Source organism: Pseudomonas sp. B414 (assembly GCF_055408445.1).
Map to the genome: position 1 here is coordinate 159,249 of NZ_JBUZTQ010000003.1, position 23,500 is coordinate 182,748.

At 58.5% G+C, this 23,500-nt stretch carries 23 protein-coding genes; 12 read left to right on the top strand and 11 right to left on the bottom strand.

All coding sequences use genetic code 11. The features are described 5' to 3' along the window. Nucleotides 1–128: 128 nt before the first annotated feature. Complete coding sequence (locus ACZRMH_RS04230; RefSeq protein WP_464012303.1) at nucleotides 129–335, bottom strand: hypothetical protein; 207 nt, start codon at nucleotides 333–335, stop codon at nucleotides 129–131. A gap of 332 nt (nucleotides 336–667) precedes the next feature. On the opposite strand from ACZRMH_RS04230, the gene azu reads away from it, so the two are divergent. Continuing rightward, nucleotides 668–1,114, top strand: a complete 447-nt coding sequence (gene azu / locus ACZRMH_RS04235) for an azurin (protein ID WP_464012304.1) — start codon at nucleotides 668–670, stop codon at nucleotides 1,112–1,114. Between the two features lie 57 nt (nucleotides 1,115–1,171). Here the strand turns inward: azu and ACZRMH_RS04240 are convergent, their stop codons facing one another. The 4 genes from ACZRMH_RS04240 to ACZRMH_RS04255 form a co-directional block, all read right to left on the bottom strand. Then, entirely contained in the window at nucleotides 1,172–2,194 is a 1,023-nt protein-coding gene (locus ACZRMH_RS04240; RefSeq protein WP_464012305.1) for a 2-oxoadipate dioxygenase/decarboxylase family protein, read from the bottom strand. A 226-nt stretch (nucleotides 2,195–2,420) separates the two neighbouring features. Then, on the bottom strand, nucleotides 2,421–3,248 hold the full coding sequence (gene nadE, locus ACZRMH_RS04245) for an ammonia-dependent NAD(+) synthetase (protein WP_464012306.1): 828 nt from the start codon (nucleotides 3,246–3,248) through the stop codon (nucleotides 2,421–2,423). 3 nt (nucleotides 3,249–3,251) lie between these two features. Next, the gene (gene pncB / locus ACZRMH_RS04250) at nucleotides 3,252–4,466 is read right to left on the bottom strand and encodes a nicotinate phosphoribosyltransferase (RefSeq protein WP_464012307.1); all 1,215 of its coding nucleotides are present in this window, start codon (nucleotides 4,464–4,466) and stop codon (nucleotides 3,252–3,254) included. A 135-nt stretch (nucleotides 4,467–4,601) separates the two neighbouring features. Next, on the bottom strand, nucleotides 4,602–5,498 hold the full coding sequence (locus tag ACZRMH_RS04255) for a LysR family transcriptional regulator (protein WP_464012308.1): 897 nt from the start codon (nucleotides 5,496–5,498) through the stop codon (nucleotides 4,602–4,604). 153 nt (nucleotides 5,499–5,651) lie between these two features. Here ACZRMH_RS04255 and amaB point away from each other — a divergent pair, with 153 nt between their 5' ends. The 10 genes from amaB to ACZRMH_RS04305 all read left to right on the top strand — a co-directional run bounded on the left by amaB (nucleotide 5,652) and on the right by ACZRMH_RS04305 (nucleotide 16,634). Next, nucleotides 5,652–7,142, top strand: a complete 1,491-nt coding sequence (gene amaB / locus ACZRMH_RS04260; RefSeq protein WP_464012309.1) for an L-piperidine-6-carboxylate dehydrogenase — start codon at nucleotides 5,652–5,654, stop codon at nucleotides 7,140–7,142. 169 nt (nucleotides 7,143–7,311) lie between these two features. After that, nucleotides 7,312–8,601: an L-pipecolate oxidase gene (gene amaA / locus ACZRMH_RS04265; RefSeq protein WP_464012310.1), complete on the top strand. Its 1,290-nt coding sequence runs from the start codon at nucleotides 7,312–7,314 to the stop codon at nucleotides 8,599–8,601. Between the two features lie 363 nt (nucleotides 8,602–8,964). After that, the gene (locus ACZRMH_RS04270) at nucleotides 8,965–10,101 is read left to right on the top strand and encodes a branched-chain amino acid ABC transporter substrate-binding protein (protein ID WP_464012311.1); all 1,137 of its coding nucleotides are present in this window, start codon (nucleotides 8,965–8,967) and stop codon (nucleotides 10,099–10,101) included. Between the two features lies 1 nt (nucleotide 10,102). Further along, nucleotides 10,103–10,258: a hypothetical protein gene (locus ACZRMH_RS04275; protein ID WP_464012312.1), complete on the top strand. Its 156-nt coding sequence runs from the start codon at nucleotides 10,103–10,105 to the stop codon at nucleotides 10,256–10,258. A 9-nt stretch (nucleotides 10,259–10,267) separates the two neighbouring features. After that, entirely contained in the window at nucleotides 10,268–11,182 is a 915-nt protein-coding gene (locus ACZRMH_RS04280) for an ABC transporter permease subunit (RefSeq protein WP_300725304.1), read from the top strand. A 2-nt stretch (nucleotides 11,183–11,184) separates the two neighbouring features. Next, a complete protein-coding gene (livM, locus tag ACZRMH_RS04285; RefSeq protein ID WP_464012313.1) occupies nucleotides 11,185–12,468 on the top strand; it encodes a high-affinity branched-chain amino acid ABC transporter permease LivM in 1,284 nt (427 codons plus the stop codon). Next, on the top strand, nucleotides 12,465–13,355 hold the full coding sequence (locus ACZRMH_RS04290) for an ABC transporter ATP-binding protein (protein WP_464012314.1): 891 nt from the start codon (nucleotides 12,465–12,467) through the stop codon (nucleotides 13,353–13,355). Before livM ends, ACZRMH_RS04290 begins: the two co-directional genes overlap by 4 nt. Then, nucleotides 13,352–14,068 (top strand): ABC transporter ATP-binding protein, encoded by a 717-nt coding sequence (locus tag ACZRMH_RS04295; RefSeq protein WP_464012315.1) that lies wholly within the window; start codon nucleotides 13,352–13,354, stop codon nucleotides 14,066–14,068. The genes ACZRMH_RS04290 and ACZRMH_RS04295 overlap by 4 nt, the downstream gene beginning before the upstream one ends. 822 nt (nucleotides 14,069–14,890) lie before the next feature. Continuing rightward, nucleotides 14,891–15,658 (top strand): SDR family oxidoreductase, encoded by a 768-nt coding sequence (locus ACZRMH_RS04300; RefSeq protein ID WP_464012316.1) that lies wholly within the window; start codon nucleotides 14,891–14,893, stop codon nucleotides 15,656–15,658. Between the two features lie 70 nt (nucleotides 15,659–15,728). Continuing rightward, a complete protein-coding gene (locus tag ACZRMH_RS04305) occupies nucleotides 15,729–16,634 on the top strand; it encodes a cation diffusion facilitator family transporter (protein ID WP_464012317.1) in 906 nt (301 codons plus the stop codon). Between the two features lie 114 nt (nucleotides 16,635–16,748). On the opposite strand, the gene ACZRMH_RS04310 is transcribed toward ACZRMH_RS04305, so the two are convergent. The 6 genes from ACZRMH_RS04310 to ACZRMH_RS04335 form a co-directional block, all read right to left on the bottom strand. Continuing rightward, nucleotides 16,749–17,888: an AGE family epimerase/isomerase gene (locus ACZRMH_RS04310; RefSeq protein WP_464012318.1), complete on the bottom strand. Its 1,140-nt coding sequence runs from the start codon at nucleotides 17,886–17,888 to the stop codon at nucleotides 16,749–16,751. 177 nt (nucleotides 17,889–18,065) lie between these two features. Then, nucleotides 18,066–18,674 (bottom strand): urease accessory protein UreG, encoded by a 609-nt coding sequence (gene ureG, locus ACZRMH_RS04315; RefSeq protein WP_464012319.1) that lies wholly within the window; start codon nucleotides 18,672–18,674, stop codon nucleotides 18,066–18,068. Nucleotides 18,675–18,683: 9 nt separating this feature from the next. Next, nucleotides 18,684–19,358 (bottom strand): urease accessory protein UreF, encoded by a 675-nt coding sequence (locus ACZRMH_RS04320; protein WP_464012320.1) that lies wholly within the window; start codon nucleotides 19,356–19,358, stop codon nucleotides 18,684–18,686. Then, nucleotides 19,355–19,855: an urease accessory protein UreE gene (ureE, locus tag ACZRMH_RS04325; RefSeq protein WP_464012321.1), complete on the bottom strand. Its 501-nt coding sequence runs from the start codon at nucleotides 19,853–19,855 to the stop codon at nucleotides 19,355–19,357. The genes ACZRMH_RS04320 and ureE overlap by 4 nt, the downstream gene beginning before the upstream one ends. 161 nt (nucleotides 19,856–20,016) lie before the next feature. Next, on the bottom strand, nucleotides 20,017–20,649 hold the full coding sequence (locus ACZRMH_RS04330) for a TetR family transcriptional regulator (RefSeq protein ID WP_464012322.1): 633 nt from the start codon (nucleotides 20,647–20,649) through the stop codon (nucleotides 20,017–20,019). 177 nt (nucleotides 20,650–20,826) lie between these two features. Beyond that, complete coding sequence (locus ACZRMH_RS04335) at nucleotides 20,827–21,099, bottom strand: hypothetical protein (protein WP_464012323.1); 273 nt, start codon at nucleotides 21,097–21,099, stop codon at nucleotides 20,827–20,829. 253 nt (nucleotides 21,100–21,352) lie between these two features. Here ACZRMH_RS04335 and ACZRMH_RS04340 point away from each other — a divergent pair, with 253 nt between their 5' ends. Continuing rightward, nucleotides 21,353–23,419, top strand: coding sequence for an AsmA family protein (locus ACZRMH_RS04340; RefSeq protein ID WP_464012324.1), 2,067 nt, complete (start codon nucleotides 21,353–21,355; stop codon nucleotides 23,417–23,419). Nucleotides 23,420–23,500: the final 81 nt, after the last annotated feature.

A 23,500-nucleotide genomic window follows, 5' to 3' on the forward strand; every position in this document is an offset into this window, starting at 1 on the left:
CGCAGAGTAAGGGTGTGATGTTTAAAGCGTCTGAGGGCGTTCAGGCAACTGCGAGGATCAACAGCCGGGCTGCTGATCCTGATCACAGATCCTGTGGGCCGGGTTGTGGATAACCGGGCCGAGGGGGCTTAAGCAGTTGGAGCTTTGTCTTCCGGGGTGCCGGTATCTTCTGCGGCAACTTCATCTTGCGCTTCAGCGTCGACTTCATGATCCAGTTCGGTATCTAGGATGCCGCTTTCAGCAGCCGCTTTCTTGCGGGCAAGCTTTTCCTCTTTCTTCTGCTCTTTAGCCAAGTCTCTTTGACGCTTAGCGAAGTTATAGTTTGGTTTGGCCATGGGCGATCCTCTCGGGGTCGAAGGTGAGGTTAAGCGGCGCGTATTCTGCCCTGTATTAGTGCTTAGCCGTTAGCTGGGTTTTTGCAAGGTAGCACTTACTGCTGAAAATAAGACTCTACACCTACCCAAAAGCTGGATGTGGATTAAATCCCTTCACTTATTCCTACAAAATTCAAAATGATGACCTATGGTTATAAGCCTGAAATCCATTTTGGGATGGATTGTGTCGATCGCGGCGATAGACCATGACGTAGATCATATGAATCGATACAATTTTCAGGCAATCTGTATACAGATTTTTGCTTACCCATACCCTGCCTTGGAGATACACCATGTTTGCCAAAGTTGTTGCGGTATCCCTTTTGACTCTGGCCAGCGGCCATTTGCTGGCGGCTGAGTGCGCTGTAACCGTCGATTCGACCGACCAGATGTCTTACAACACCAAAGAGATCGTCATCGACAAATCCTGCAAGACCTTCACCGTTAACCTGACTCACTCCGGCAGCTTGCCGAAAAATGTCATGGGTCATAACTGGGTCTTGAGCAAAAAGGCAGACATGCAGGCAGTTTCCACCGACGGTATTGCTGCCGGTCTGGATAAAAACTACCTGAAAGACGGCGACGAGCGTGTTATCGCTCACACCAAAGTGATCGGCGCCGGTGAGAAAGACTCGGTAACCTTCGACGTGGCCAAGCTGAAAGCGGGCGAAGAGTATGAATTCTTCTGCACCTTCCCGGGCCACAACTCGATGATGAAAGGCGCTGTGGTTCTTAAATAAGACCGTGCAAGCCGACCAACAGCCCTGACCTTGTGTCAGGGCTGTTTGCGTTCAGGGTCAGGCTTTTGAGTCGGTCATCTTGAAAATGCCCTGGGCGTTACTGCTGTCGAAGTTCAGATCGATGCGGCCCGTGTCGGGGTCGACCTTACGCTGGATAAACTCGACAAACGACCCGGGCACTGCGTGCTCGCGGTAAACCCCCGTGCTATCGACCAGGCCGCGCTTAACGGTGCAAGCGCGATACGCGGTCTGCATCACTCGCCCGGAAGCCGAGACTTCGATGCTGTCTTTCATGGAGCGTTGCAGGTCGCGTTGTTGCGCGACACAGGCTTCGAGGTCGGCAACCCGGTCGGTGAGGTGGTTGAAACTGTTGCCCTCGGTGGCAATCCAGGCCATTTCGGCGCTTTCGCTGAGCAGGCATTGGTAGTCCGCTTCCTGCACCACGCCATGCTGGCGGCCAAATGCCTGATACAGCGCCGGTAACAGGGTGTGTGCTTCGGCCAGGCTGCAATGGCGGGTGAGGCTCAGGCGCTGGAGGATGCTGTGGTGTTCGGCCTGTAGTGGGTCGAGGCTGGAACTGACCACGCGGGTCACGGCTTGTTGAAAAGCCTCGCTAAACCGGCCCGGATGCAGCTCCGAGACAAAAAACTGCGCGATATCCTCGGGCAGGTCCATTTGCCTGTAACCCCAGCCAGTCATGCTTAGCTTGGTCAGTGGATAGGTTCGGACATCGGTAAAGCCCAGAGGCTCCAGCAGTCGAGCGAATGCCTGACGGCCGCGGGGCAGCTCTCCGTTGGTAGGCCAGTCCACCGTGCGAATGGCGCCGTGGTCAAACACCACCTTGCGGCCCTGGCGTGCCTGCTCTTCGACATAGCGTCGGCCATCCGGTACGGCTTCCACCAGCTTGTGCAGCAGGCACAGGTTCAGGGCTTCGGCGAGCCACACCCGGTGCAGCGCTTGCTCATGCCAGCTGAAACGCAGCAGCCCTTCAGGTACCTCGACATGTTCACGCAACCAGGTGCTGGCTGGTTGGCCGAGCAAAGAATCGACAAGGGAGAACAAACCATCGAAAGAAGACATGGGGCAGGGCTCTGGCGACGAAATAGATGCCTATCAAAGCCTTTGAATGCGGGGGCCACAAGCGAAAAAAAATGCGGGGGTCATTCCGTTTTTTCTGGCTGGCTCTGATAACTGCCTTGATACAGGTGCGGTACTTGTGGGAGCGGGCTTGCTCGCGATGGGAGCGACGCGGTCTGCCTGACAGACCGTAGTGATGCCATCGCGAGCAAGCCCGCACTCACAGGTTTTATGGCGCGAACGGCATCTCACGCTTGTGGTGGGTCTTTTCGTACGTGCGACAGATGATATTGAACGCTTCTTCGCTCACTGGCTCGCCATGCAAGAAGGCATCGATCTCGGCATAGGTCACGCCGTGGGACGCTTCGTCCGGCTTGCCCGGCTCCAGGTCCTCGAGGTCGGCTGTCGGGACTTTCTCCACCAGCGATTCCGGCGCACCAAAATGCCGCGCAATCGCCCGTACCTGATTCTTTACCAGGCCGCTGAGCGGCGCCAGATCACAGGAGCCATCACCGAATTTGGTGAAAAAGCCCATCACCGCTTCGGCCGCGTGGTCAGTACCGATCACCAGCCCGCCAGTCGCGCCAGCGATGGTGTACTGCGCCACCATGCGCATCCGCGCCTTGGTGTTGCCCAGTACAAAATCAACTGTGGCTGGCGGCTTGCCTTCAAATGCGCTGACTTCCGCTGCCAGGGCCTTGACCGCTGGGCCGATATTGACGGTTTGGCGTTCATCCGGGTTGATAAAATCGACCGCCGCCGTGGCGTCAGCTTCGTCGTGCTGCACGCCGTAAGGCAGGCGCACGGCAATAAAACGATAGTCCTGGTCGCCGGTCTGCTCGCGCAATTGCTGCACTGCGCGTTGCGCCATCAGGCCTGCGGTCAGTGAGTCGACGCCGCCGCTGATGCCCAGCACCAGGGTCTTGAGCCTGGCGTTGTGCAGGCAGCACTGGATAAAGGTGATGCGTCGGGCAACTTCGGCCTCAAGGGCAGCGAGGTCTTTGAATGGCGGCTGGACCTTGAGGTCTGCAGCAATCTGACGCTGTACGGCCTGCATGATTCACTCCTCGGAAGATTGTTCAGGAACTTGGAAAACGTGGCGCAAGTAGGCGGCGAAGTTCGGGTCGGAGCAATGGGTCTTGCCCGGCTCATCGGATATCTTGGCCACCGGCGAGCCATTACAGGCGGTCATTTTAAGCACGATGCTCATCGGCTCAACCCCCGGAATGTCGCAGGTCAGGTTGGTGCCGATGCCGAAGCTGACGTTGATCCTGCCGCGCAGCGCCCTGAAGATCTCCAGTGCCCGAGGCAGGGTCAGGCTGTCGGAGAACACCAGGGTCTTGCTCATCGGGTCAATGCCCAGCTTGTGGTAATGGGCTATGCATTTTTCGGCCCATACCACCGGGTCGCCGGAGTCGTGGCGCAAACCGTCGAACAGCTTGGCAAAGTACAGATCGAAATCTTTCAGGAAGGCATCGGTGGTAATGCAGTCCGTCAGCGCGATGCCCAGCAATCCGCGGTACTCGCGCACCCAGCAGTCGAGTGCGGCACTCTGGCTGTCGATCAGCCTCGGGCCCAGTTGCTGGTGGGCCATGATCCATTCGTGGGCCATGGTGCCCAGTGGCTTCATGTCCAGCTCGCGGGACAGGTTGACGTTGCTGGTGCCGACAAAGCGCCCGGGGAAGTCGTGCTTGAGCACGCTGACCACTTCTTCCTGCACTCGGTACGAAAAGCGTCGGCGTGTGCCGAAATCGGCCACTTGCAGCTCGGACAGTTCATCGGCGCTGGCGTTGGCCTGCAGCCAGTCGAACTTGCGATACAACTGCTCACGGGCCTGGGACAGTACTGTGCCGGCATAGCGCGAGCGGTTGCGCACTTCGCTGACGATTGCCAGCATTGGCACTTCAAACAAAATCACATGCAGCCACGGCCCGCGCAGGCGGATAAACAGCTCGCCGTTTTCGATGCCAGTGTGCACATAGCGCATGTTGAAGCGAAACAGACCCAGAAAGCGTATGAAGTCCGGCTTCATAAACGTGATCCGTTCCAGAAAGCCCAACTGATCCTGAGACATGCTCAATTCGCCCAGTCGTTCGATCTGGTGACGGATTTCGTTCAGGTACGGGCGTAAATCCTCACTGTTGCGGCAGCGGAACTCCCACTCGACTTCAACGTTGGGGTAGTTGTGCAGCACCGCCTGCATCATGGTCAATTTGTAGAAGTCGGTGTCGAGCAGGTTCTGCACGATGCGATCGGCAAATACACTCTCGCTCATAGCGGCAATCTCCATGCTGCCCGTGCCTGATTGCCACGGCGTTCAGCTTTTTCAATGAATGGCGCTAGTGGCGCATATCTGCAGGCAGTTTTGCCAGCGGTTTTTGTGGTGAGGCCAACTTCCGCTCCCACAGGTTTATTGCTCGCTCAACTGTTCCATCATCCAGCTGACAAAGGCCTTTACCTTGGGTACGCCTGCAGAATGTTCAGGATACGCCAGGTAATAGGCATCGTGACTCGGCATCAGATGCTGCCAGGCAATGACGAGTTTGCCGTCTGCCAATTCTTCTTCCACCAGAAACCTGGGCAGCAGGGCGACGCCACATCCTTCCTGCGCAGCGCGTATGCACATGTAAAAGGTGTCGAAGCGCGGCCCGTGATAGCTGTGGTCGGTACAAAAGCCCTGATGCTCAAACCACTCATGCCAGGCCTGCGGCCGCGAGGCGTTTTGCAGCAGCACCAGATCCGTCAGTTGGGTCGGGTCGGTCATTGGCGTGCGCGGCAGGCTCGATGGGGCGCACACGGCCACCAGCTCTTCGCCAAACAGCTTGAGGCATTCGCTGCCCGGTCGTGAGCCCTGGCCGAAGTAAAACGCCAGATCGCTGCGCCCTTGCAGCAGATCATCGCCTTGTTGCTCGTTACATAGATCGAGATGGATATGCGGATGACGTATCCCCCAGCCCTTGAGTCGCGGCACCAGCCAGCGGGCACCGAAGGTGGAGGGGGTCGACACCCGCAACACTTCTGTTTCGCCGCCATAGGAGCGCAGGGTGTGGGTCGACATTTCGACCTGGGTCAGGATTTTTCGGACTTCTACCAGATACAGGTCGCCGGCGGGCGTGAGCTGCAAGCGGCGGCGCACCCGGCGAAACAGCAAGTGCTGCAGCAGTTCTTCGAGCTGCGCGACCTGCTTGCTGACGGCACTCTGGGTCAGGTTCAGCTCTTGCGCGGCGCGGGTGAAGCTCAGGTGACGGGTCACTGCCTCGAAACACTGCAATGCCGTGATCGAGGGTAGATGGCGCTTGTTGAGCATAAAAGGCCCCTGTTTCTTGTTGTCAGGCAACGTTACCAGCGCAGCATGAATTTTCGGAATGATATCTCGCTTAAAGGTCGTTTGTTGCCGCAATGCGCGCGAGCTACAACTAAAGGCCTGTGATTTATTATTTCAGCTTGAGGAGTGTCTTCAATGGTTGCTGCATTACTGGATCGTCTTGGAGTGAACCCCGCGCTGTACCAGCAGGGCAATCAGCCTGTCTATACGCCGGTTGACGGCAGCCAGATCGGCGCTGTGCATTGGGAAGGTGCCGCCGAGACCGAACAGCATGTGACCCGCGCCGAGCATGCGTTTGAAGTCTGGCGCAAGGTGCCGGCCCCGCGCCGTGGCGAGCTGGTGCGCCAGTTCGGCGATCTGCTGCGTGAGTACAAGGCTGATCTGGGCGAATTGGTGTCGTGGGAAGCGGGCAAGATCACTCAGGAAGGTCTGGGCGAAGTGCAGGAAATGATCGACATTTGCGACTTCGCCGTCGGCCTGTCGCGCCAGCTCTATGGCTTGACCATCGCTTCTGAGCGCCCGGGCCACCATATGCGTGAAACCTGGCACCCGCTGGGTGTGGTGGGCGTGATCAGTGCCTTCAACTTTCCGGTGGCGGTGTGGGCGTGGAACACCACCCTGGCGCTGGTGTGCGGCAATGCCGTGATCTGGAAGCCGTCCGAGAAAACCCCGCTTACCGCACTGGCCTGCCAGGCGTTGTTTGACCGGGTACTGAATTCGTTTGCCGATGCACCCAAGCACCTGGCCCAAGTGATTATCGGTGGCCGTGACGCAGGTGAAGCGTTGGTTGAAGACCCGCGTGTCGCGCTGATCAGCGCCACCGGCAGCACCCGCATGGGCCGTGAAGTGGCGCCAAAGATCGCCGCGCGCTTTGCCCGCAGCATTCTGGAACTGGGTGGCAATAACGCGATGATTCTGGCCCCGAGTGCCGATCTGGACATGGCCGTGCGCGCCATTCTATTTAGCGCCGTCGGTACTGCCGGGCAGCGTTGTACCAGCCTGCGCCGCCTGATAGCCCATGAGTCGGTCAAGGAAGAAATCGTCACACGGCTCAAGGCCGCCTATTCCAAAGTGCGCATCGGTCACCCCCTGGAGGGCAATCTGGTGGGGCCGCTGATCGACAAGCACAGCTTTGAGAATATGCAGGATGCGTTGGAGCAAGCCCTGAGCGAAGGCGGGCGGGTGTTTGGTGGTGAGCGGCAGTTGGCCGGCCAGTTCCCCGGCGCCTATTACGTGGCCCCGGCGATTGTGGAAATGCCTGAGCAGAGCGATGTGGTGTGCGATGAAACTTTTGCGCCGATTTTATATGTGATTGGTTACAGCGATTTTGCCGAGGCGCTGCGCCTGAACAATGCGGTGCCTCAGGGGCTGTCGTCGTGCATTTTTACTACTGATGTGCGCGAGGCCGAGCAATTTATGTCCGCTACGGGCAGTGACTGCGGGATCGCCAACGTCAATATCGGGCCAAGTGGCGCGGAAATCGGCGGCGCCTTTGGTGGCGAGAAAGAAACCGGTGGTGGTCGTGAGTCGGGCTCTGATGCGTGGCGCGGTTATATGCGCCGTCAGACCAACACCGTGAACTACTCGCTGGAATTGCCGTTGGCACAGGGCATTACCTTCGATTGAGGCAGCCTTGAGTCAACTGTGGGACTAATGTGGGAGCGGGCTTGCTCGCGATGGCATCAACCCGGTATGCCAGACACACCGCGCCGCTTGCATCGCGAGCAAGCCCGCTCCCACAGGTCAGGTGTGAGCCAAATGTTGCACCGTTGGGTTTCATTTCTGGAGCTTGGCAATGCCTCTACAAGAACAATGTCTATGGGAAACCCTAACGCCACAACGTCCCCAAGCGCCCACTTTCAAGGGCGAACTGAGCGTTGATGTGTGTGTGATCGGCGCCGGCATCACCGGCCTGTCGGCCGCCATTCATTTGCTCGAACAGGGTAAAAGCGTGTGTGTGCTCGAAGCCCATCGCACCGGGCACGGCGGTTCGGGGCGTAACGTGGGGCTGGTCAACGCCGGGATGTGGATCCCGCCAGATGAGATCGAAGCCGGTTTCGGCGAGGCCGTGGGCAGCCAGCTCAACCGCATGCTTGGCGCCGCACCGGCGCTGGTGTTCAGCCTGATCGACAAATACCGCATCGACTGCCAGTTGCGCCGTGAAGGCACCCTGCATATGGCCCATAACGCCAAGGGCGAAGCCGATCTGCGCAGCCGCGAAGAACAATGGAAGCGCCGTGGAGCACCGGTGGAGTTGCTGACCGGCGCGGCCTGTGAAGCGGCGACAGGCACCTCAAAAATCGCCGCCGCCTTGCTCGACCGTCGCGCCGGCACCCTCAACCCGATGGCCTACACCTCAGGCCTGGCTAAGGCCGCTGCTGATCTGGGCGGGCACTTGTTTGATCACTCCCCGGTCACCGGGCTTGAGCGCCAGCGCCAGGGCCAGCGCTGGTCGGTGCAAACCGCCAACGGTGCAGTGAATGCCGAGCAAGTTGTACTGGCGTCCAATGCCTACACCGAGGGTGAATGGACTGACCTGCGGCGTAACTTTTTCCCCGGTTACTACTACCAGGTCGCCTCCAAACCGCTGACTGATGCCACTGCCGAGCGCATCTTGCCCGGCGGCCAGGGCTCTTGGGACACCCGCCAGGTATTAAGCAGTATTCGTCGCGATGCCGATGGCCGTTTACTGCTCGGTAGCCTGGGTAACGGCAATCAGAAGCCTGCGTGGTTTCTCAAGGCTTGGGCCGACCGCGTGCAGCAGCACTACTTCCCGTACTTGAAAGGGGTGGAGTGGGAATGCACCTGGACCGGCTGCATCGCGTTTACCCCCGATCACCTGATGCGTTTATTCGAGCCCGCGCCCGGTTTGGTGGCAGTCACCGGTTACAACGGCCGCGGCGTTACCACCGGCAGCGTCGTGGGCAAAGCCTTTGCCGACTACTTGTGCAGTGGCGATACCAAGGCCCTGCCGATCCCTTTTGCGCCGATGCGCCCGTTGTCTGGTGCGGGGTTGCGCAGCTGTTTATACGAGGCCGGTTTTTCCCTGTATCACGCCGGTCAATGTTTAAGAATTGTGATCTGACGAGGTTTTTTCTCCGACGGCGCAGTGTTTGTCTGCGCAGCGGCTAGCCTTTAGTGGTGCGGCCTGTAGCAGTCACGCACCGAGAGTGTGCAGTTCGGTGACGTGGGTGGTTACAGCCCGGTTGCACAATGCAGGGCAACCCGGTTGCTACCTTTGACATGCCGGGTGGCGCTTGCGAAAACTTAACGGTTTCACCTGCTTCGGTTTAGACGGTTGCACGCCCAATAAAAATGGGCTCGAAACAGTCGATAAAACAATAACAGAGCGACTTTTTTAAGAATAAAAAGCCAATGGCACGCGGCTTGCTCAGCCTTTTAGGTGAAGTCGAAGTGCCATCTAATAAAACCTCAGGAGCACCACCTCATGTCGCAGACGTTCTACAAGAAAGGTTTTCTGGCCCTCGCCGTGGCAGCAGCGTTGGGCGTTTCGTCGTTTGTTCAGGCTGATCTGAAAATTGGTGTAGCGGGCCCTATGACCGGAGCCAACGCGGCATTTGGCGAGCAGTACATGAAGGGTGCAAAAGCGGCAGCGGACAAGATCAACGCCGCAGGCGGGGTCAACGGCGAGAAGATCGTCCTGGTTGCAGGGGACGATGCTTGCGAACCAAAACAGGCCGTTGCAGTCGCCAACCGTCTGGTCGATCAGGACAAGGTAGCCGGGGTAGTAGGGCACTTCTGTTCTTCATCGACCATTCCGGCATCTGAGGTGTACGCCGACGCCGGTGTGATTGCGATCACCCCGGGTTCGACCAACCCGGCTGTTACCGAGCGCGGCCTGAGCGCAATGTTCCGTATGTGCGGGCGTGATGACCAGCAGGGCATCGTGGCGGCGGACTACATTGTTGACGTGCTCAAAGGCAAAAAAGTGGCTGTGCTGCACGACAAGGACACCTACGGCCAGGGCCTGGCGGATGCCACCAAGGCACAACTGATCAAGCGCGGCGTCACACCGGTGCTGTATGAAGGCCTGACCCGTGGCGAAAAAGATTTCAGCGCCGTGGTCACCAAGATCCGTTCGAACGGTGCCGATGTTGTCTATTTCGGTGGTCTGCACCCGGAAGCCGGGCCTCTGGTGCGTCAACTGCGTGAGCAGGGCCTTAAAGACGTGAAATTTATGTCCGATGATGGTGTGGTCACTGACGAACTGGTTACAACCGCAGGCGGCCCACAGTACGTTGACGGCGTGTATATGACCTTCGGTGCCGACCCGCGCCTGCTGCCAGACAGCAAGTCCGTGGTTGAAGAGTTCCGCAAGGCTGGCACTGAGCCGGAAGGCTACACCCTGTACGCCTATGCCTCGGTCCAGGCCCTGGCTGACGCCTTTAACGGCGCCAAATCCAACAAAGGCGAAGACGCTGCCAAATGGCTCAAGGCCAACCCGGTCAAAACTGTCATGGGTGAGAAAGCCTGGGACAGCAAGGGTGACCTCAAAGTCTCTGACTATGTGGTCTATCAGTGGGACAAAGACGGCAAATATCACCAGCTGGAAAAACAGAAGTGAGATGAATCACCTGCCTGACGTCAGCTTTGGCTGGCGCCGGGTGGGAATGTATCAGCATCACCTGTCTTCTTTTCCAGGAGTCGCGCGCACCCTGCCAGCCAGACTGTCCTTTGACGGTGTGGATGGCGTGCGTCTGCGCAATGGCTCAAGTGCGTGAGAATGCGTTATGGACGGTATCTTCCTACAGCAACTGCTGAACGGCCTGACCCTCGGGTCTGTCTACGGCCTGATCGCCATCGGCTACACAATGGTCTACGGCATCATCGGCATGATCAACTTCGCCCACGGCGAGGTGTACATGATCTCTGCTTACCTCGCGGCGATCAGTCTGGCTCTGTTGGCATACTTCGGTATTGAATCCTTCCCGCTGCTGATGTTGGGCACCCTGATTTTCACGGTGGTGGTCACGGGTGTGTATGGCTGGGTGATCGAGCGCGTGGCCTACAAGCCTCTGCGCAACTCCACACGGCTGGCGCCGCTGATCAGCGCCATCGGTATATCCCTGATTCTGCAAAACTACGTACAGATCGCCCAGGGCTCGCGCCAGCAGGGTGTTCCTACCTTGCTCAGCGGCGCTTGGCGCGTCGATATTGGCACCGGCTTTGTGCAACTGACCTACACCAAAGTCTTTATTCTGGTGGCAGCCTTTGTGGGCATGGGCCTGCTGACCTACATCATCAAGTACACCAAGCTGGGCCGCATGTGCCGAGCCACCCAACAGGACCGCAAGATGGCGTCGATCCTGGGGATCAATACTGATCGGGTGATTTCCTATGTGTTTGTCATCGGCGCCGCCATGGCCGCGCTGGCCGGTGTGCTGATCACCATGAACTACGGCACGTTCGACTTTTATGCCGGTTTTATCATCGGGATCAAGGCGTTTACCGCGGCGGTACTCGGCGGCATCGGATCACTGCCCGGGGCCATGCTCGGCGGGATTATCCTGGGTATTTCCGAGTCGCTTTTTGCCGGGTTGATTAACTCGGATTACAAGGACGTGTTCAGTTTCTCACTGTTGGTGCTGATCCTGATTTTCCGTCCTCAAGGCCTGCTGGGTCGACCTCTCGTGGCGAAGGTGTAAGTATGTCTGTAGCCATTAATAAACCGATTGATATAAAAAAAAGCGTCATCGATTCGATCCTGGCCGGGTTGATTTCATTGATTGTGTTCGGGCCTATCGTGGGGGTGGTGCTCGACGGTTACAGCTTCAACCTGCAACCGGCCCGCGTGGGCTGGCTGGTGGCAATCGTGATGATCGGGCGCTTTGCCCTGAGCCTGTTTCTGCAAACATCCAAGGGCGTGAAGATCCTCCAGGGCTTTGAGTCCACCGGCTCCGGGGTGCATGTGCTGGCGCCGGACTACAAGTCGCGGTTGCGCTGGATCGTGCCGCTGCTGATTGTAATTGCCATCGTGTTTCCGTTTTTTGCCAACAAATACATTCTGACCGTGGTCATCCTTGGGTTGATTTACGTGCTGCTGGGCCTGGGGCTGAATATCGTGGTCGGCCTGGCGGGGCTGCTCGACCTGGGGTATGTGGCGTTCTATGCCATCGGTGCCTATGGCCTGGCGCTGGGCTATCAATACCTGGGCCTGGGGTTCTGGACGGTGCTGCCGCTGGCAGCCATTGCGGCGGCGATGGCGGGGTGCATTCTCGGGTTCCCGGTGTTGCGAATGCACGGTGACTACCTGGCCATCGTGACGTTGGGCTTTGGTGAAATCATCCGCCTGATCCTCAACAACTGGCTGTCGTTTACCGGCGGGCCAAACGGCATGCCGGTGCCATCGCCGACCTTCTTCGGTCTGGAGTTTGGCCGCAGGGCCAAAGACGGCGGGGTGCCGTTCCATGAGTTCTTTGGCCTGGACTACAACCCCAATATCAAATTCCTGTTTATTTATATCGTGCTGTTTCTGGTGGTGTTGCTGGTGCTGTATATCAAGCACCGCCTGACCCGCATGCCGATCGGCCGCGCCTGGGAAGCGCTGCGTGAAGACGAAATTGCCTGCCGCTCCATGGGCCTTAACCATGTATTGGTCAAGCTCTCGGCGTTTACTATCGGTGCTTCCACGGCAGGTCTGGCCGGGGTGTTCTTTGCCAGTTATCAGGGCTTTGTAAACCCGTCGTCGTTTACCTTCTTTGAGTCGGCGCTGATCCTCGCCATTGTGGTGCTCGGCGGCATGGGCTCGACGGTGGGCGTGGTTATCGCCGCATTTGTGCTGACCGTGGCCCCGGAACTGCTGCGCAGCTTTGCCGAGTACCGTGTGCTGCTGTTTGGTGTCTTAATGGTGTTGATGATGATCTGGCGACCGCGAGGCCTGATCCGGATCAGCCGTGTCGGTGTTACGCCACGCAAGGGAGTCGCGCCATGAACGAGCCCATCATAAATGACGATGTAGTGCTCTCGGTCGACAAGCTGATGATGCACTTCGGTGGGATCAAGGCCCTGAGCGATGTCAGCCTCAAGGTCAAACGCAACTCGATCTTTGCCCTGATCGGCCCCAACGGTGCCGGTAAAACCACGGTGTTCAACTGCCTGACCGGGTTCTACAAGGCCAGCGGCGGCCGGATCGAACTCAATGCCCGGGGCACACGCACCAATGTGATCAAGCTGTTGGGCGAGCCGTTCCGGCTAAGCGACTTTGTTTCGCCCAAGGCGTTCGCCAGTCGCCTGTACTACAAAATGTTTGGTGGTACTCACCTGGTCAACCGCTCGGGGCTGGCGCGAACTTTCCAGAACATTCGCCTGTTCAAGGAAATGTCGGTGCTGGAGAACTTGCTGGTGGCTCAGCATATGTGGGTCAACCGCAATATGCTCGCCGGTATCCTCAATACCAAGGGCTATCGCAAGGCCGAAAGCGATGCGCTGGACCATGCGTTCTACTGGCTGGAGGTGGTGGACCTGGTGGATTGCGCCAACCGCCTGGCTGGTGAGTTGTCCTACGGCCAGCAGCGGCGTCTGGAAATCGCCCGGGCCATGTGTACCCGTCCGCAAATCATCTGCCTCGATGAACCGGCCGCTGGCCTTAATCCACAGGAAACCGAAGCGCTGAGCGGGATGATCCGCCTGTTGCGCGACGAGCATGACCTCACCGTAGTGCTGATCGAGCACGATATGGGCATGGTCATGAGCATTTCCGACCATATCGTGGTGCTCGACCACGGCAACGTGATTGCCGAGGGTGGGCCTGAAGCTATCCGCAACGACCCGAAAGTGATTGCTGCCTACCTTGGCGCAGATGAAGAGGAGCTGATATGACGGGCACGATCCTCGAACTCAAGGAACTGGATGTTCACTACGGGCCGATCCAGGCACTGAAAAAAGTCTCGATGCATATCGAAGAGGGCGAAACCGTGAGCCTGATCGGCTCCAACGGCGCGGGCAAATCCACGCTGCTGATGTCGATCTTCGGCCAGCCCCGGGCCAGCGGCGGGCAAATCATTTATCAGGGCGTGGATATTACCCACAAGTCCTCGCACTACATTGCCTCCAACGGCATTGCCCAGTCGCCGGAAGGTCGTCGGGTATTTCCGGACATGTCGGTGGAAGAAAACCTGCTGATGGGCACCATCCCTATTGGCGACAAGCATGCCGACGAAGATATGCAGCGCATGTTCGAGCTCTTCCCCAGGCTCAAGGAGCGTCGTAATCAGCGGGCCATGACCATGTCGGGGGGCGAGCAGCAAATGCTCGCCATCGCCCGTGCCTTGATGAGCCGGCCCAAGCTGCTGCTGCTGGATGAGCCCAGCCTGGGGTTGGCGCCGATTGTGGTGAAACAGATCTTTGCCACCCTGCGTGAGCTGGCCACCACTGGCATGACCATCTTTCTGGTGGAGCAAAACGCCAATCATGCCCTGCGCTTGTCGGATCGTGCCTATGTGATGGTCAACGGTGAAATCCGCCTGACCGGCACCGGCAAGGAGCTGCTGAGCAACGAAGAAGTGCGCAACGCATATCTGGGCGGGCACTAGCAGGCATTTGACATCTCCCTGTGGGAGCGGGCTTGCTCGCGATTCAGGCAACACGGTCTGTCATTTGAACCGAGTTGATCCTATCGCGAGCAAGCCCGCTCCCACATGGGCGGAGAGTGTCTATTTGTTCGACAATTATCTATCTCACACCCCTGGTCGCAAATTGTGGAAAACAATATTGCAACTCTGTGAAACCGCGACATAAAGCCGCTGTAATTCTCTGTTTTGTCACCATTTTGACTTGTCCCCGATTGCTGTGGAGGTGGCTGTGGGTAACGTGGGAGTAGTTGGCTGTAGCCCTTTGTTTACGTGGTGTCCAGCCAGGTGGTTGTTTTTCGACCAGCGGCTTTTGCTGAGCCGCTGCGGGAATTTGTCAACAGGTTTGTTTGGTTATAAAGAGCGCCTGGAAACAATGACTAACCTGTGGATAAGTCTGTGGTTAAACTCTGGAAAGAATGCCCAAGGCGGCGTAATTACTGGCCTCTGGCTATCTGACGGGTTTCCCAAGGTTGCACCTTTTTGGGGCGCCTGCATGCGGAGAGTCTCCGGGTCAAGTCAAAAACACCTCTCGCTGTGCTCTATGCCTTGTGGATCGCGGCATTGAGTATTATCGAGTTACACCCAAAGACTGTGGACGGGCCTGTGGATAAGGTGAGCGCATATGGCTGAAGGCCTTATGCTGCGTGGGGTTGCGGCTGTTGGTTGTTTTTTGTACAGCTCTGGCCGAAAAATACCGCGGGTTGCCGCTGGCCCCCTGCTCAGGGCATTCTGCGCAACGTCCCATTCAACGGCGGCCAATGCCCGCCAGCCAAGGAGAACACGATGACTTCCACCCTGTTTATTACGGGCGCGACTTCCGGTTTTGGTGAGGCGTGTGCGCGCAAGTTTGCACAGGCAGGCTGGAAACTGGTGCTCACGGGCCGACGCGAAGAGCGCTTGAAGGCACTGTGTGAAGAGTTGTCCAAGCAGACTGAAGTACACGGCCTGGTGGTGGACGTACGCGATCGCGCTGCGATGGAAGCGGCCATTGCCGGTCTGCCCCCTTCGTTCAGCAAGCTGCGCGGACTGATCAACAATGCCGGCCTGGCGCTGGGTACCGACCCGGCGCCCAAGTGCGACCTCGACGATTGGGAAACCATGGTCGATACCAATATCAAGGGCCTGCTCTACACCACACGTTTGCTGCTGCCACGGCTGATTGCCTACGGCCGCGGTGCCGGGATCGTCAACCTGGGCTCTATCGCTGGCAGCTACCCGTACCCTGGCAGCCATGTGTATGGCGGCACCAAGGCCTTCGTTAAACAGTTTTCCCTTAACCTGCGCTGCGACTTGCAGGGCACGGGCGTGCGGGTCAGCAACGTTGAGCCAGGCTTGTGCGAAAGCGAGTTCTCGATGGTGCGTTTCGCCGGTGACAAGGCACGTTACGACGCGACCTACCAGGGTGCCGAGCCGATCCAGCCAGAAGACATTGCCGAGACCATTTTCTGGGTGCTCAACACCCCGGCCCACGTCAATATCAACCGTCTTGAGTTGATGCCCGTGACTCAGTCCTGGAGCGGTTTCGCCATCGAGCGCAACGCCAAGGAGTAAACTCCCCCCTGGCAGCCCACCCGCGACCTCCTGAGGGGGTCGCATTCAATCGGGCTGAAAAGGAGTTTTTGTGAGTAACCGTGGTGAGCAGCAACTGCTCAAACAATCGACCGTTCTAATGTTTGCGGTGGCCATTGCGGGCATCGTTACGGGTTTTATTTCGGGTTCTGAATCCATCCTGTTTGATGGCTTTTTTTCCTTGATCGCAACCTTTATCAAAGTGCTGATGCTGATTACGGCGCAGCTGATCGCCAAGGAAAGCAACCAGCGTTTCCAGTTCGGCTTCTGGCACCTGGAGCCGATGGTGCTGCTGATTGAAGGCAGTTTCCTGTTCTTGATTGCGATCTATGCCTTTCTCAATGGCGTGTTCGGCATTCTCAATGGCGGGCGTGATATCGAGCTGGGCCTGGTCATCGTCTACGCGGCGGTGTTTACTGTTATCGAATTTGCCTACTACTTCTGGGTACGGCGCAAAAACCGCAAGCTCAAATCAACCCTGATTCAGTTCGACAACGTCAGCTGGCTGGTGGACGCCATGCTGTCGGTGGGGCTGTTGATAAGTTTTGTCACGGCGCTGGTGTTGAAACAGCAGGGTTATGCACAGTGGGCGGCTTATGTGGACCCGTCGATTCTGATTCTGCTAGCGCTAAGCATGTTGGCCCCGGCTTACAAGATCCTCAAGCCGGCCTTGCGCGACGTACTGGGTATTGCCCCTGATGCGCTGGATGACAAGGTGCGCGATGTGCTCGAAGACATGTCGGCCCGGCATGGTTTTGAGGGCTACAAGACCTATGTGCAAAAGCACGGGCGCGCGCGGTTTATCGAGATACATATCGTGTTGCCGGCGGGTTATCCACTGGCCAGCGTGAAGACCCTTGATGCATTGCGCGAAGAGATTTCCGCGCTGCTGGGTAAAGCTGACAGTGCGCGCTGGCTGACCATCAGTTTTACCGGGGATCGCAAGTGGATTGCCTAACCCTGCCTTGATGAAGCTTGAATTGTGGGAGCGGGCTTGCCCGCGATTCAGGCAGCGCGGTGTATCTGAACAACCGCGTCGATGCCATCGCGAGCAAGCCCGCTCCCACAGTTGTTAGTGTTTGCTGAAGTATTGCGCCAACCCGCTATAGCAGGTCGCCAGATGATACGGCGTGGTCGACGGCATATCCTCGCGGCTGACCTTGCCCACGCCGTCCCGACACTCATACCAGCCACCGGCATGCAGAAACTGCTGCTGCAACGCCAGCAGTTGGCGCTGCAGGCGTGGCTGGCTGTCCGGGCGCAAGGTCAGGGCGCGCAGGTACTCGGCTTGCGCCCAGATACGCTGGGTGCCGTCACGCAGGCTGCCATCGGGTGCGAGCATGCCGCATACCGCGCCGCTTTGCGGGTCGACACCGACTTGCTCGGCAAAGCCGAACGCGCGGTCCAGCGACGTATGCAGCGGCGTCTGGCGCAGCAGGGGCGAAGATTGCAGCAAGAAGAACCACTCAAACTGATGGCCCGGTTCAAACCAGTTATCCACAGCCCCAAGGGGTTTTTCGAGCATGACGTTATGCACAGGCTCGATAAACCGTTGCTGCATGCCATCGGCCAGTGCCAGCAGTGCGGCATGCACCGGGCCATCGTCTCGCACCGACAGAGTGGCCAAAAACGCTTCGGCCAAATGCATCAGCGGGTTTTGCAGCGGGCCGCTGCCCAGTGACGACCAGTCCCGCTCCAGGCTGGCTTCGTACAGACCAGTGCCATCGCTGAAACGCTCGGTCACCACTTCCAGCGCGCCATTGAGCGCCGAGGCCACCAGCGGCTCGCGCACCTTGGCCCAGTAATGGGCGCAGGCGAAGATGATAAAGGCGTGGGTGTAGAGGTCTTTGCGCTGATCCAGCGGCGCGCCGTCGGGGCCGATGCTGTAGTACCAGCCGCCGTGCTCGGCGTCATGAAAATGCTGGTGCAGCGAGCGGAACAGCGCCGCTGCGCGCTCGGCAGCGCCAGGGAAGGCCGGGTCGTCGATCAGGCTGGCGAACAGGTACAGCTGCCGTGCGCAGGCCATGGCGCGATAGCGCTGGGGTGGCAACGGCTGATGCTCGGGGCTGAGCGCCTCATAGGGCAGCGCCAGTTCGGCATTCCAGCCGGGGCCTTGCCAGAGCGGCACAATGACCTGGCGGAAATGCTGCTGCACTGCCGCAAAGGTGGCGGTCAGTTCAAGCGGGAAGTCGGAGCTGGCTACATCAGGCATCGGCGGGTGTCGTCACGGCTGGGGCGTTTGCGCGACATGATACACCGTGATTCCCTGGATGATCTCAACTCTGATGTGGGGTCGGGAATGTGGGAGCGAGCCTGCTCGCGATGGGAACGATGCGGTACTTCAGGCAAACCGCAGTGATGCCATCGCGAGCAGGCTCGCTCCCACAGGTTAAATCAACAAACCCTGACGCTCGATAAACGCCACGATGGTGTCCAGGCCATGCCCGGTTTTCTGGTTGCTGAACACAAACGGCTTGCCGCCGCGCATGCGTTTGGTGTCGCTGTCCATCAGCTCCAAGGAGGCGCCTACCAGCGGCGCCAGGTCGATCTTGTTGATCACCAGCAAGTCGGATTTGCAGATCCCCGGGCCGCCCTTGCGTGGCAATTTATCTCCGGCAGACACATCAATCACGTAGATCGTCAGGTCAGACAGTTCCGGGCTGAAAGTAGCCGACAAGTTATCCCCTCCCGATTCCACCAGAATCAGGTCCAGCCCCGGAAAACGCCGGTTCAATTGATCCACAGCTTCCAGATTGATTGAGGCATCTTCACGAATCGCCGTGTGCGGGCAACCGCCAGTTTCGACACCGATAATGCGCTCCGGGGCCAGTGCCTCGTTGCGCACCAGAAAGTCAGCGTCTTCACGGGTGTAGATATCGTTGGTGACGACGGCCAGGTTGTACTTCTCCCGCAACGCCAGGCACAAGGCCAGGGTAAGCGCGGTTTTGCCAGAGCCCACCGGGCCACCGATGCCAACACGCAAAGGCTGTGTGTTCATTACTTTCTCCTAGGAACGAAACAGGCGGCTGTACTGGCGCTCGTGGGCCATGCTCGCCAACGACAGGCCGAAAGCGGCGCTGCCCAAGTGGGATAAGTCGAGGGTGCTGGCGTGTTGCTGGGCCTGCTGTAAGGCGGGCGACAACTCGCTGGTTATGCGCTGTGCCGCTTGTTGGCCCAGTGGCAGGGTTTTCATCAGCACCGCCAATTGGTTTTCCAGCCAGCTCCAGAGCCAGGCGGCCAGCGCATCCTGTGGCTTGATAACCCAGGCGCGGGCAGCCAAGGCCCAGCCCAGCGCCAGATGGGGCTCAGTCTGCTGTGTGAGAAACAAGCGGGCGGGATCGTCCAGTTCCGGCAAACCGGTCAGCAGTTGCTGCAGGGAGTAGCCCATTTGCCGGCTTTCCTGATGCAGTTCACGGGTTTCACGGCTGGCGCGATGTTCATCACACAGGCGCTGCAAGGCACTCCAGTCCTGATCAGATGCGGCCTGGCAATGAGCGAGCAACAGCGGCGCTTCGAAGCGGGCCAGATTGAGCAGTAACTGATCGCGAATCCAGCGCGCAGCCGTGGCCGGATCACTCACGCGGCCATTGTCGACGGCCATTTCCAGCCCTTGGGAATAGCTGTAGCCGCCAATGGGCAGCTGTGGGCTGGCCAGGCGCAATAGCGCCCAGGCAGGATTCACAAGCGCACACCAAATTGATGCAGCTTCGGTGCGTAATTGAAGTCTTCTTCACCTGCACGGGAGTGATGATGACCGCCACCATAGGCGCCGTGCTCGGGCTGAAATGGCGCTTCAATGGCTTCGGTGCTGGCACCCAACTGTTCCAGCATGGCCTTGAGCACGTAGTCATCGAGCAGGCGCAGCCAGCCATCACCCACTTGCAGGGCAACGTGACGATTACCCAAGTGATAGGCGGCACGGGTCAGCTCAAAGGCGCTGCTGCAGGTGACATGCAGCAGTTTTTCGGGGGTGGCACAGATGCGCACGATGCGCCCGTCCTGAGCCTGGAGAAACTCGCCGTCATACAAGGGCGCCTGGCCGCGTTCCAGGAACAGGCCAACGTCTTCGCCGCTGCTGCTGAAGCAGCGCAAGCGGCTTTTGCTGCGGGCTTCGAAGTTTAAGTGTAGCTCGGCGCTCCACACCGGGTGGGACTGGACTCTGCGATGAATCACCAGCATCGGAAGGCTTCCTGCAATAGACAATACCCGAGTCAGAGCAAGGGTCTTGCCAACCCGGGTCAAGGCCGCAAATGTAGGCCCAAAAAGGGTGCAGGAAGATGAAGATGTTCTAAATAAGTGCGCAATGGCTGCACTGACGCACTAAGAGGGTGCGCCAGTGCTTATTCGGTGCTGCCCAGACCTTTCCAGTGCTTGAGCCCGATAAAGATAAAGCGCAGTTGCTGACTGATCTTGGCCTGGGGTTGCAGGTGATCGGGCAGGGTATCGGCCGGCGGGTCGATCACGTCGGGCAGGGCGGCAAACACGCTTTTGACCACCAGATCGGCGATCACAGTCAGGCCTGCATGGTCCAGGTGCTGCAACTTGGGCTTGGAGCCCAGATCGGCTGCCAGATCCGAGGTGATGTCTTCGCGCAGCGCACCAATAGCCTGACGCACCGGTTGGGAACCACCGTACTGCTCGCGGGCCAGAAACAGGAACTGCGAGCGGTTGGCCTCTACCACGTCGAGAAAGATACGCACCGAGGCATTGATCACACCGCCCATAAACAGCTCGTTGTGACGTACCAGGCGAATGGTTTCGCGAAAGGTCTGGCCGACTTCACTGACCAGGGCCAGGCCCAGTTGGTCCATATCGCTGAAGTGGCGGTAAAACCCGGTAGGCACGATGCCAGCTGTTCTGGCGACTTCGCGCAGGCTCAGGCTGCCAAAGCCGCGACCCGATTCCATCAAGTGGCGGGCAGCGTCCATCAGCGCAAGGCGGGTTTGTTGTTTCTGTTCGGCGCGAGGCAGCATCGGAGCTGGTATTCCAGACAAGTACAGCGGCGCACTCTAGCAAATCGGCTTTGATGACAGTAGTGATCACAACACAAACTGTGTGGGCGCTGGCTTGCCAGCGATGCGGGCGATGCGGTCTATCTGAAGCACTGCAGTGATCCTATCGCTGGCAAGCCAGCTCCCACAAGTTCTCGCTTAGCTGGCATGTTGATTTCTTTCTGCCAGACGATCAGCACCGCCTTCGGCGACAAACTGGCTGCTCGGGGTGCGCTCGTAGCCATCTTCGGCATAGCTGTTTTGCTGGTCCAGGGTACGTTGTGCGCCGTCTTCGGCAACCGGGTTGAGCGGTTGGCTGAGGGTGCTCGATGCTGGTTGCACCATTGGCGTTGGTTCTTCATCGGCCGGCATGGCGAAGGCGTTGAAGGCCATCAGTGAAAGGGAAAGACCGAACAATACTGGGCGTTTCATGGTGTGTGCTCCGTAGCAATGCAACTAAGTAGGGGTGATGGCAATGCTACGCTTGGCTGCCGGATATCAAAGTTCATACGGCCAATGGTGATAATCGACAGAATTGATTGTTCATGCCGGGAGGCTCTAGCCTGAGGCTCTTGGAATTATTTATACGAAAGCCGTACCGGGGTTAAACCTTCCGGCGTCTTTGCCAGTCGTACATTTATGGCGTCGTAACTGGGACGTTCAGTCGAATTCAAGGAGCCGTGACATGACGCGCACCCGTAAGACCCTTGCCTGGGCAGGCGGTATTTTCGTTCTGCTGGTGGCCGTGCTGGTGGTGATCCTCGCTACCTTCGACTGGAACCGGCTCAAGCCGACGATCAACACTCAGGTTTCCGAAATGCTCCACCGCCCGTTCGCCATTAATGGTGATCTGGCCGTGCGTTGGCAGCGTGAAGAGGACCAGGGCGGCTGGCGTGCCTGGGTGCCGTGGCCCCATGTGATTGCCCAGGACCTGACCCTGGGCAACCCCGAGTGGGCGAAAACCCCGCAAATGGCCAGCCTGAAAAAAGTCGAACTGCGCCTGTCGCCGCTGGCACTGCTGACCCAAACGGTGAATATCCCGCGGATCAACCTCACTGAGCCCAGCGCCAGCCTTGAGCGCCTGGCCGATGGCCGGGCGAACTGGACCTTTACCTTCGACCCCAAAGACCCGAACGCCGAGCCGTCCAGCTGGACCCTGGATATCGGCGCCATTGGTTTCGACAAGGGTCATGTGACCTTCAATGATCAGATCCTCAAGACCCAACTCGATGTACTGATTGATTCGCTGGGCAAACCCATCCCTTTTAGCGAGATCGTCGGCGAAGCAGACGCTAAAAAGGCACTGGAGAAAGGTGCAAAGCCACAAGACTATGCGTTCGCCCTCAAGGTCAAAGGCCAGTACCACGGCCAGAAACTTAATGGCAGCGGTAAAATGGGCGGCCTGCTGGCGTTGCAGGGCGCGACTCAACCCTTCCCGTTGCAAGCCCAGGTCAATATTGCTGATACTCAAGTTGCACTTGCCGGCACCTTGACCGACCCGCTGAATCTGGGCGCGCTTGACCTGCGTCTGAAGCTGGCCGGCACCAGCCTGAGCAATCTTTACCCGTTGACCGGCGTGACCCTGCCGGATTCGCCGCCGTACTCCACCGATGGCCACTTGATTGCCAAGTTGCGTGAGTCCAGCGGCGCGACCTTCACCTATGAAAACTTCAACGGCAAGATCGGCAGCAGTGATATCCACGGTGACTTGAAATACGTGGCCAGCCAGCCGCGACCAAAACTGAGCGGCAAGCTGGTGTCCAACCAGTTGCTGATGGCTGACCTGGGGCCGTTGATCGGTGCCGACTCCAATACCAAGCAAAAGGCCCGGGGCAGCGAGAGCAAACAGCCTGCGGGCAAGGTGCTGCCGGTCGAAGAGTTTCGCACCGAGCGCTGGCGCGATATGGATGCCGACGTTGAGCTGACCGGCAAACGCATCGTGCAGAGCGCCGAGCTACCGTTTACCGACCTCTATACTCACCTGGTGCTCAATGATGGCGAGTTGAGCCTTGAGCCGCTGCGCTTTGGTGTGGCCGGGGGCAAGCTGGATGCGCAGATCCGCCTCAACGGCCGTGCTGCGCCGTTAAAAGGCAACGCCAAATTGACTGCGCGCAACTTCAAGCTCAAGCAGTTGTTTCCCACTTTTGAACCGATGAAAACCAGTTTCGGCGAACTCAATGGCGATGCCACGATTTCCGGTACTGGCAACTCGGTGGCCAAGCTGCTGGGCACCGCCAATGGCGATTTGAAGATGATCGTCAACGATGGCGCCATCAGCCGCAGCCTGATGGAAATCGCCGGTTTGAACGTGGGCAATTATGTGGTGGGCAAGATTTTTGGCGACGAAGACGTCAAGATCAACTGCGCGGCAGCGGACCTGGGGATCACCAACGGGCTGGCCAGTACGCGCTTGTTTGTGTTCGATACCGAGAACGCGATTATTTATATCGACGGCACGGTCAATCTGGCCACTGAACAGCTCGACTTGAAAATCACCCCGGAGTCCAAGGGCCTGCGCCTGTTCTCGCTGCGTTCACCGCTGTATGTGCGCGGCACCTTTGCCAACCCGTCGGCAGGGGTGCAAGCCGTGCCGCTGCTGTTGCGCGGTGCAGGCATGGTGGCACTGGGTGTGATTGCAGGGCCGGCGGCGGGGCTGCTGGCACTGGTGGCGCCAAGCGGTGGCGAACCGAATCAGTGCGCGCCGCTGTTGCAACAGATGCAACAGGGCAAAGTGCCTAAGACGGTGAAGTAAAAGCCGCCTTCACTTCCCCCTGTGGGAGCGAGCTTGCTCGCGATGCGGGCAATGCGATTTATCAGGTAGAACGCGCTGATG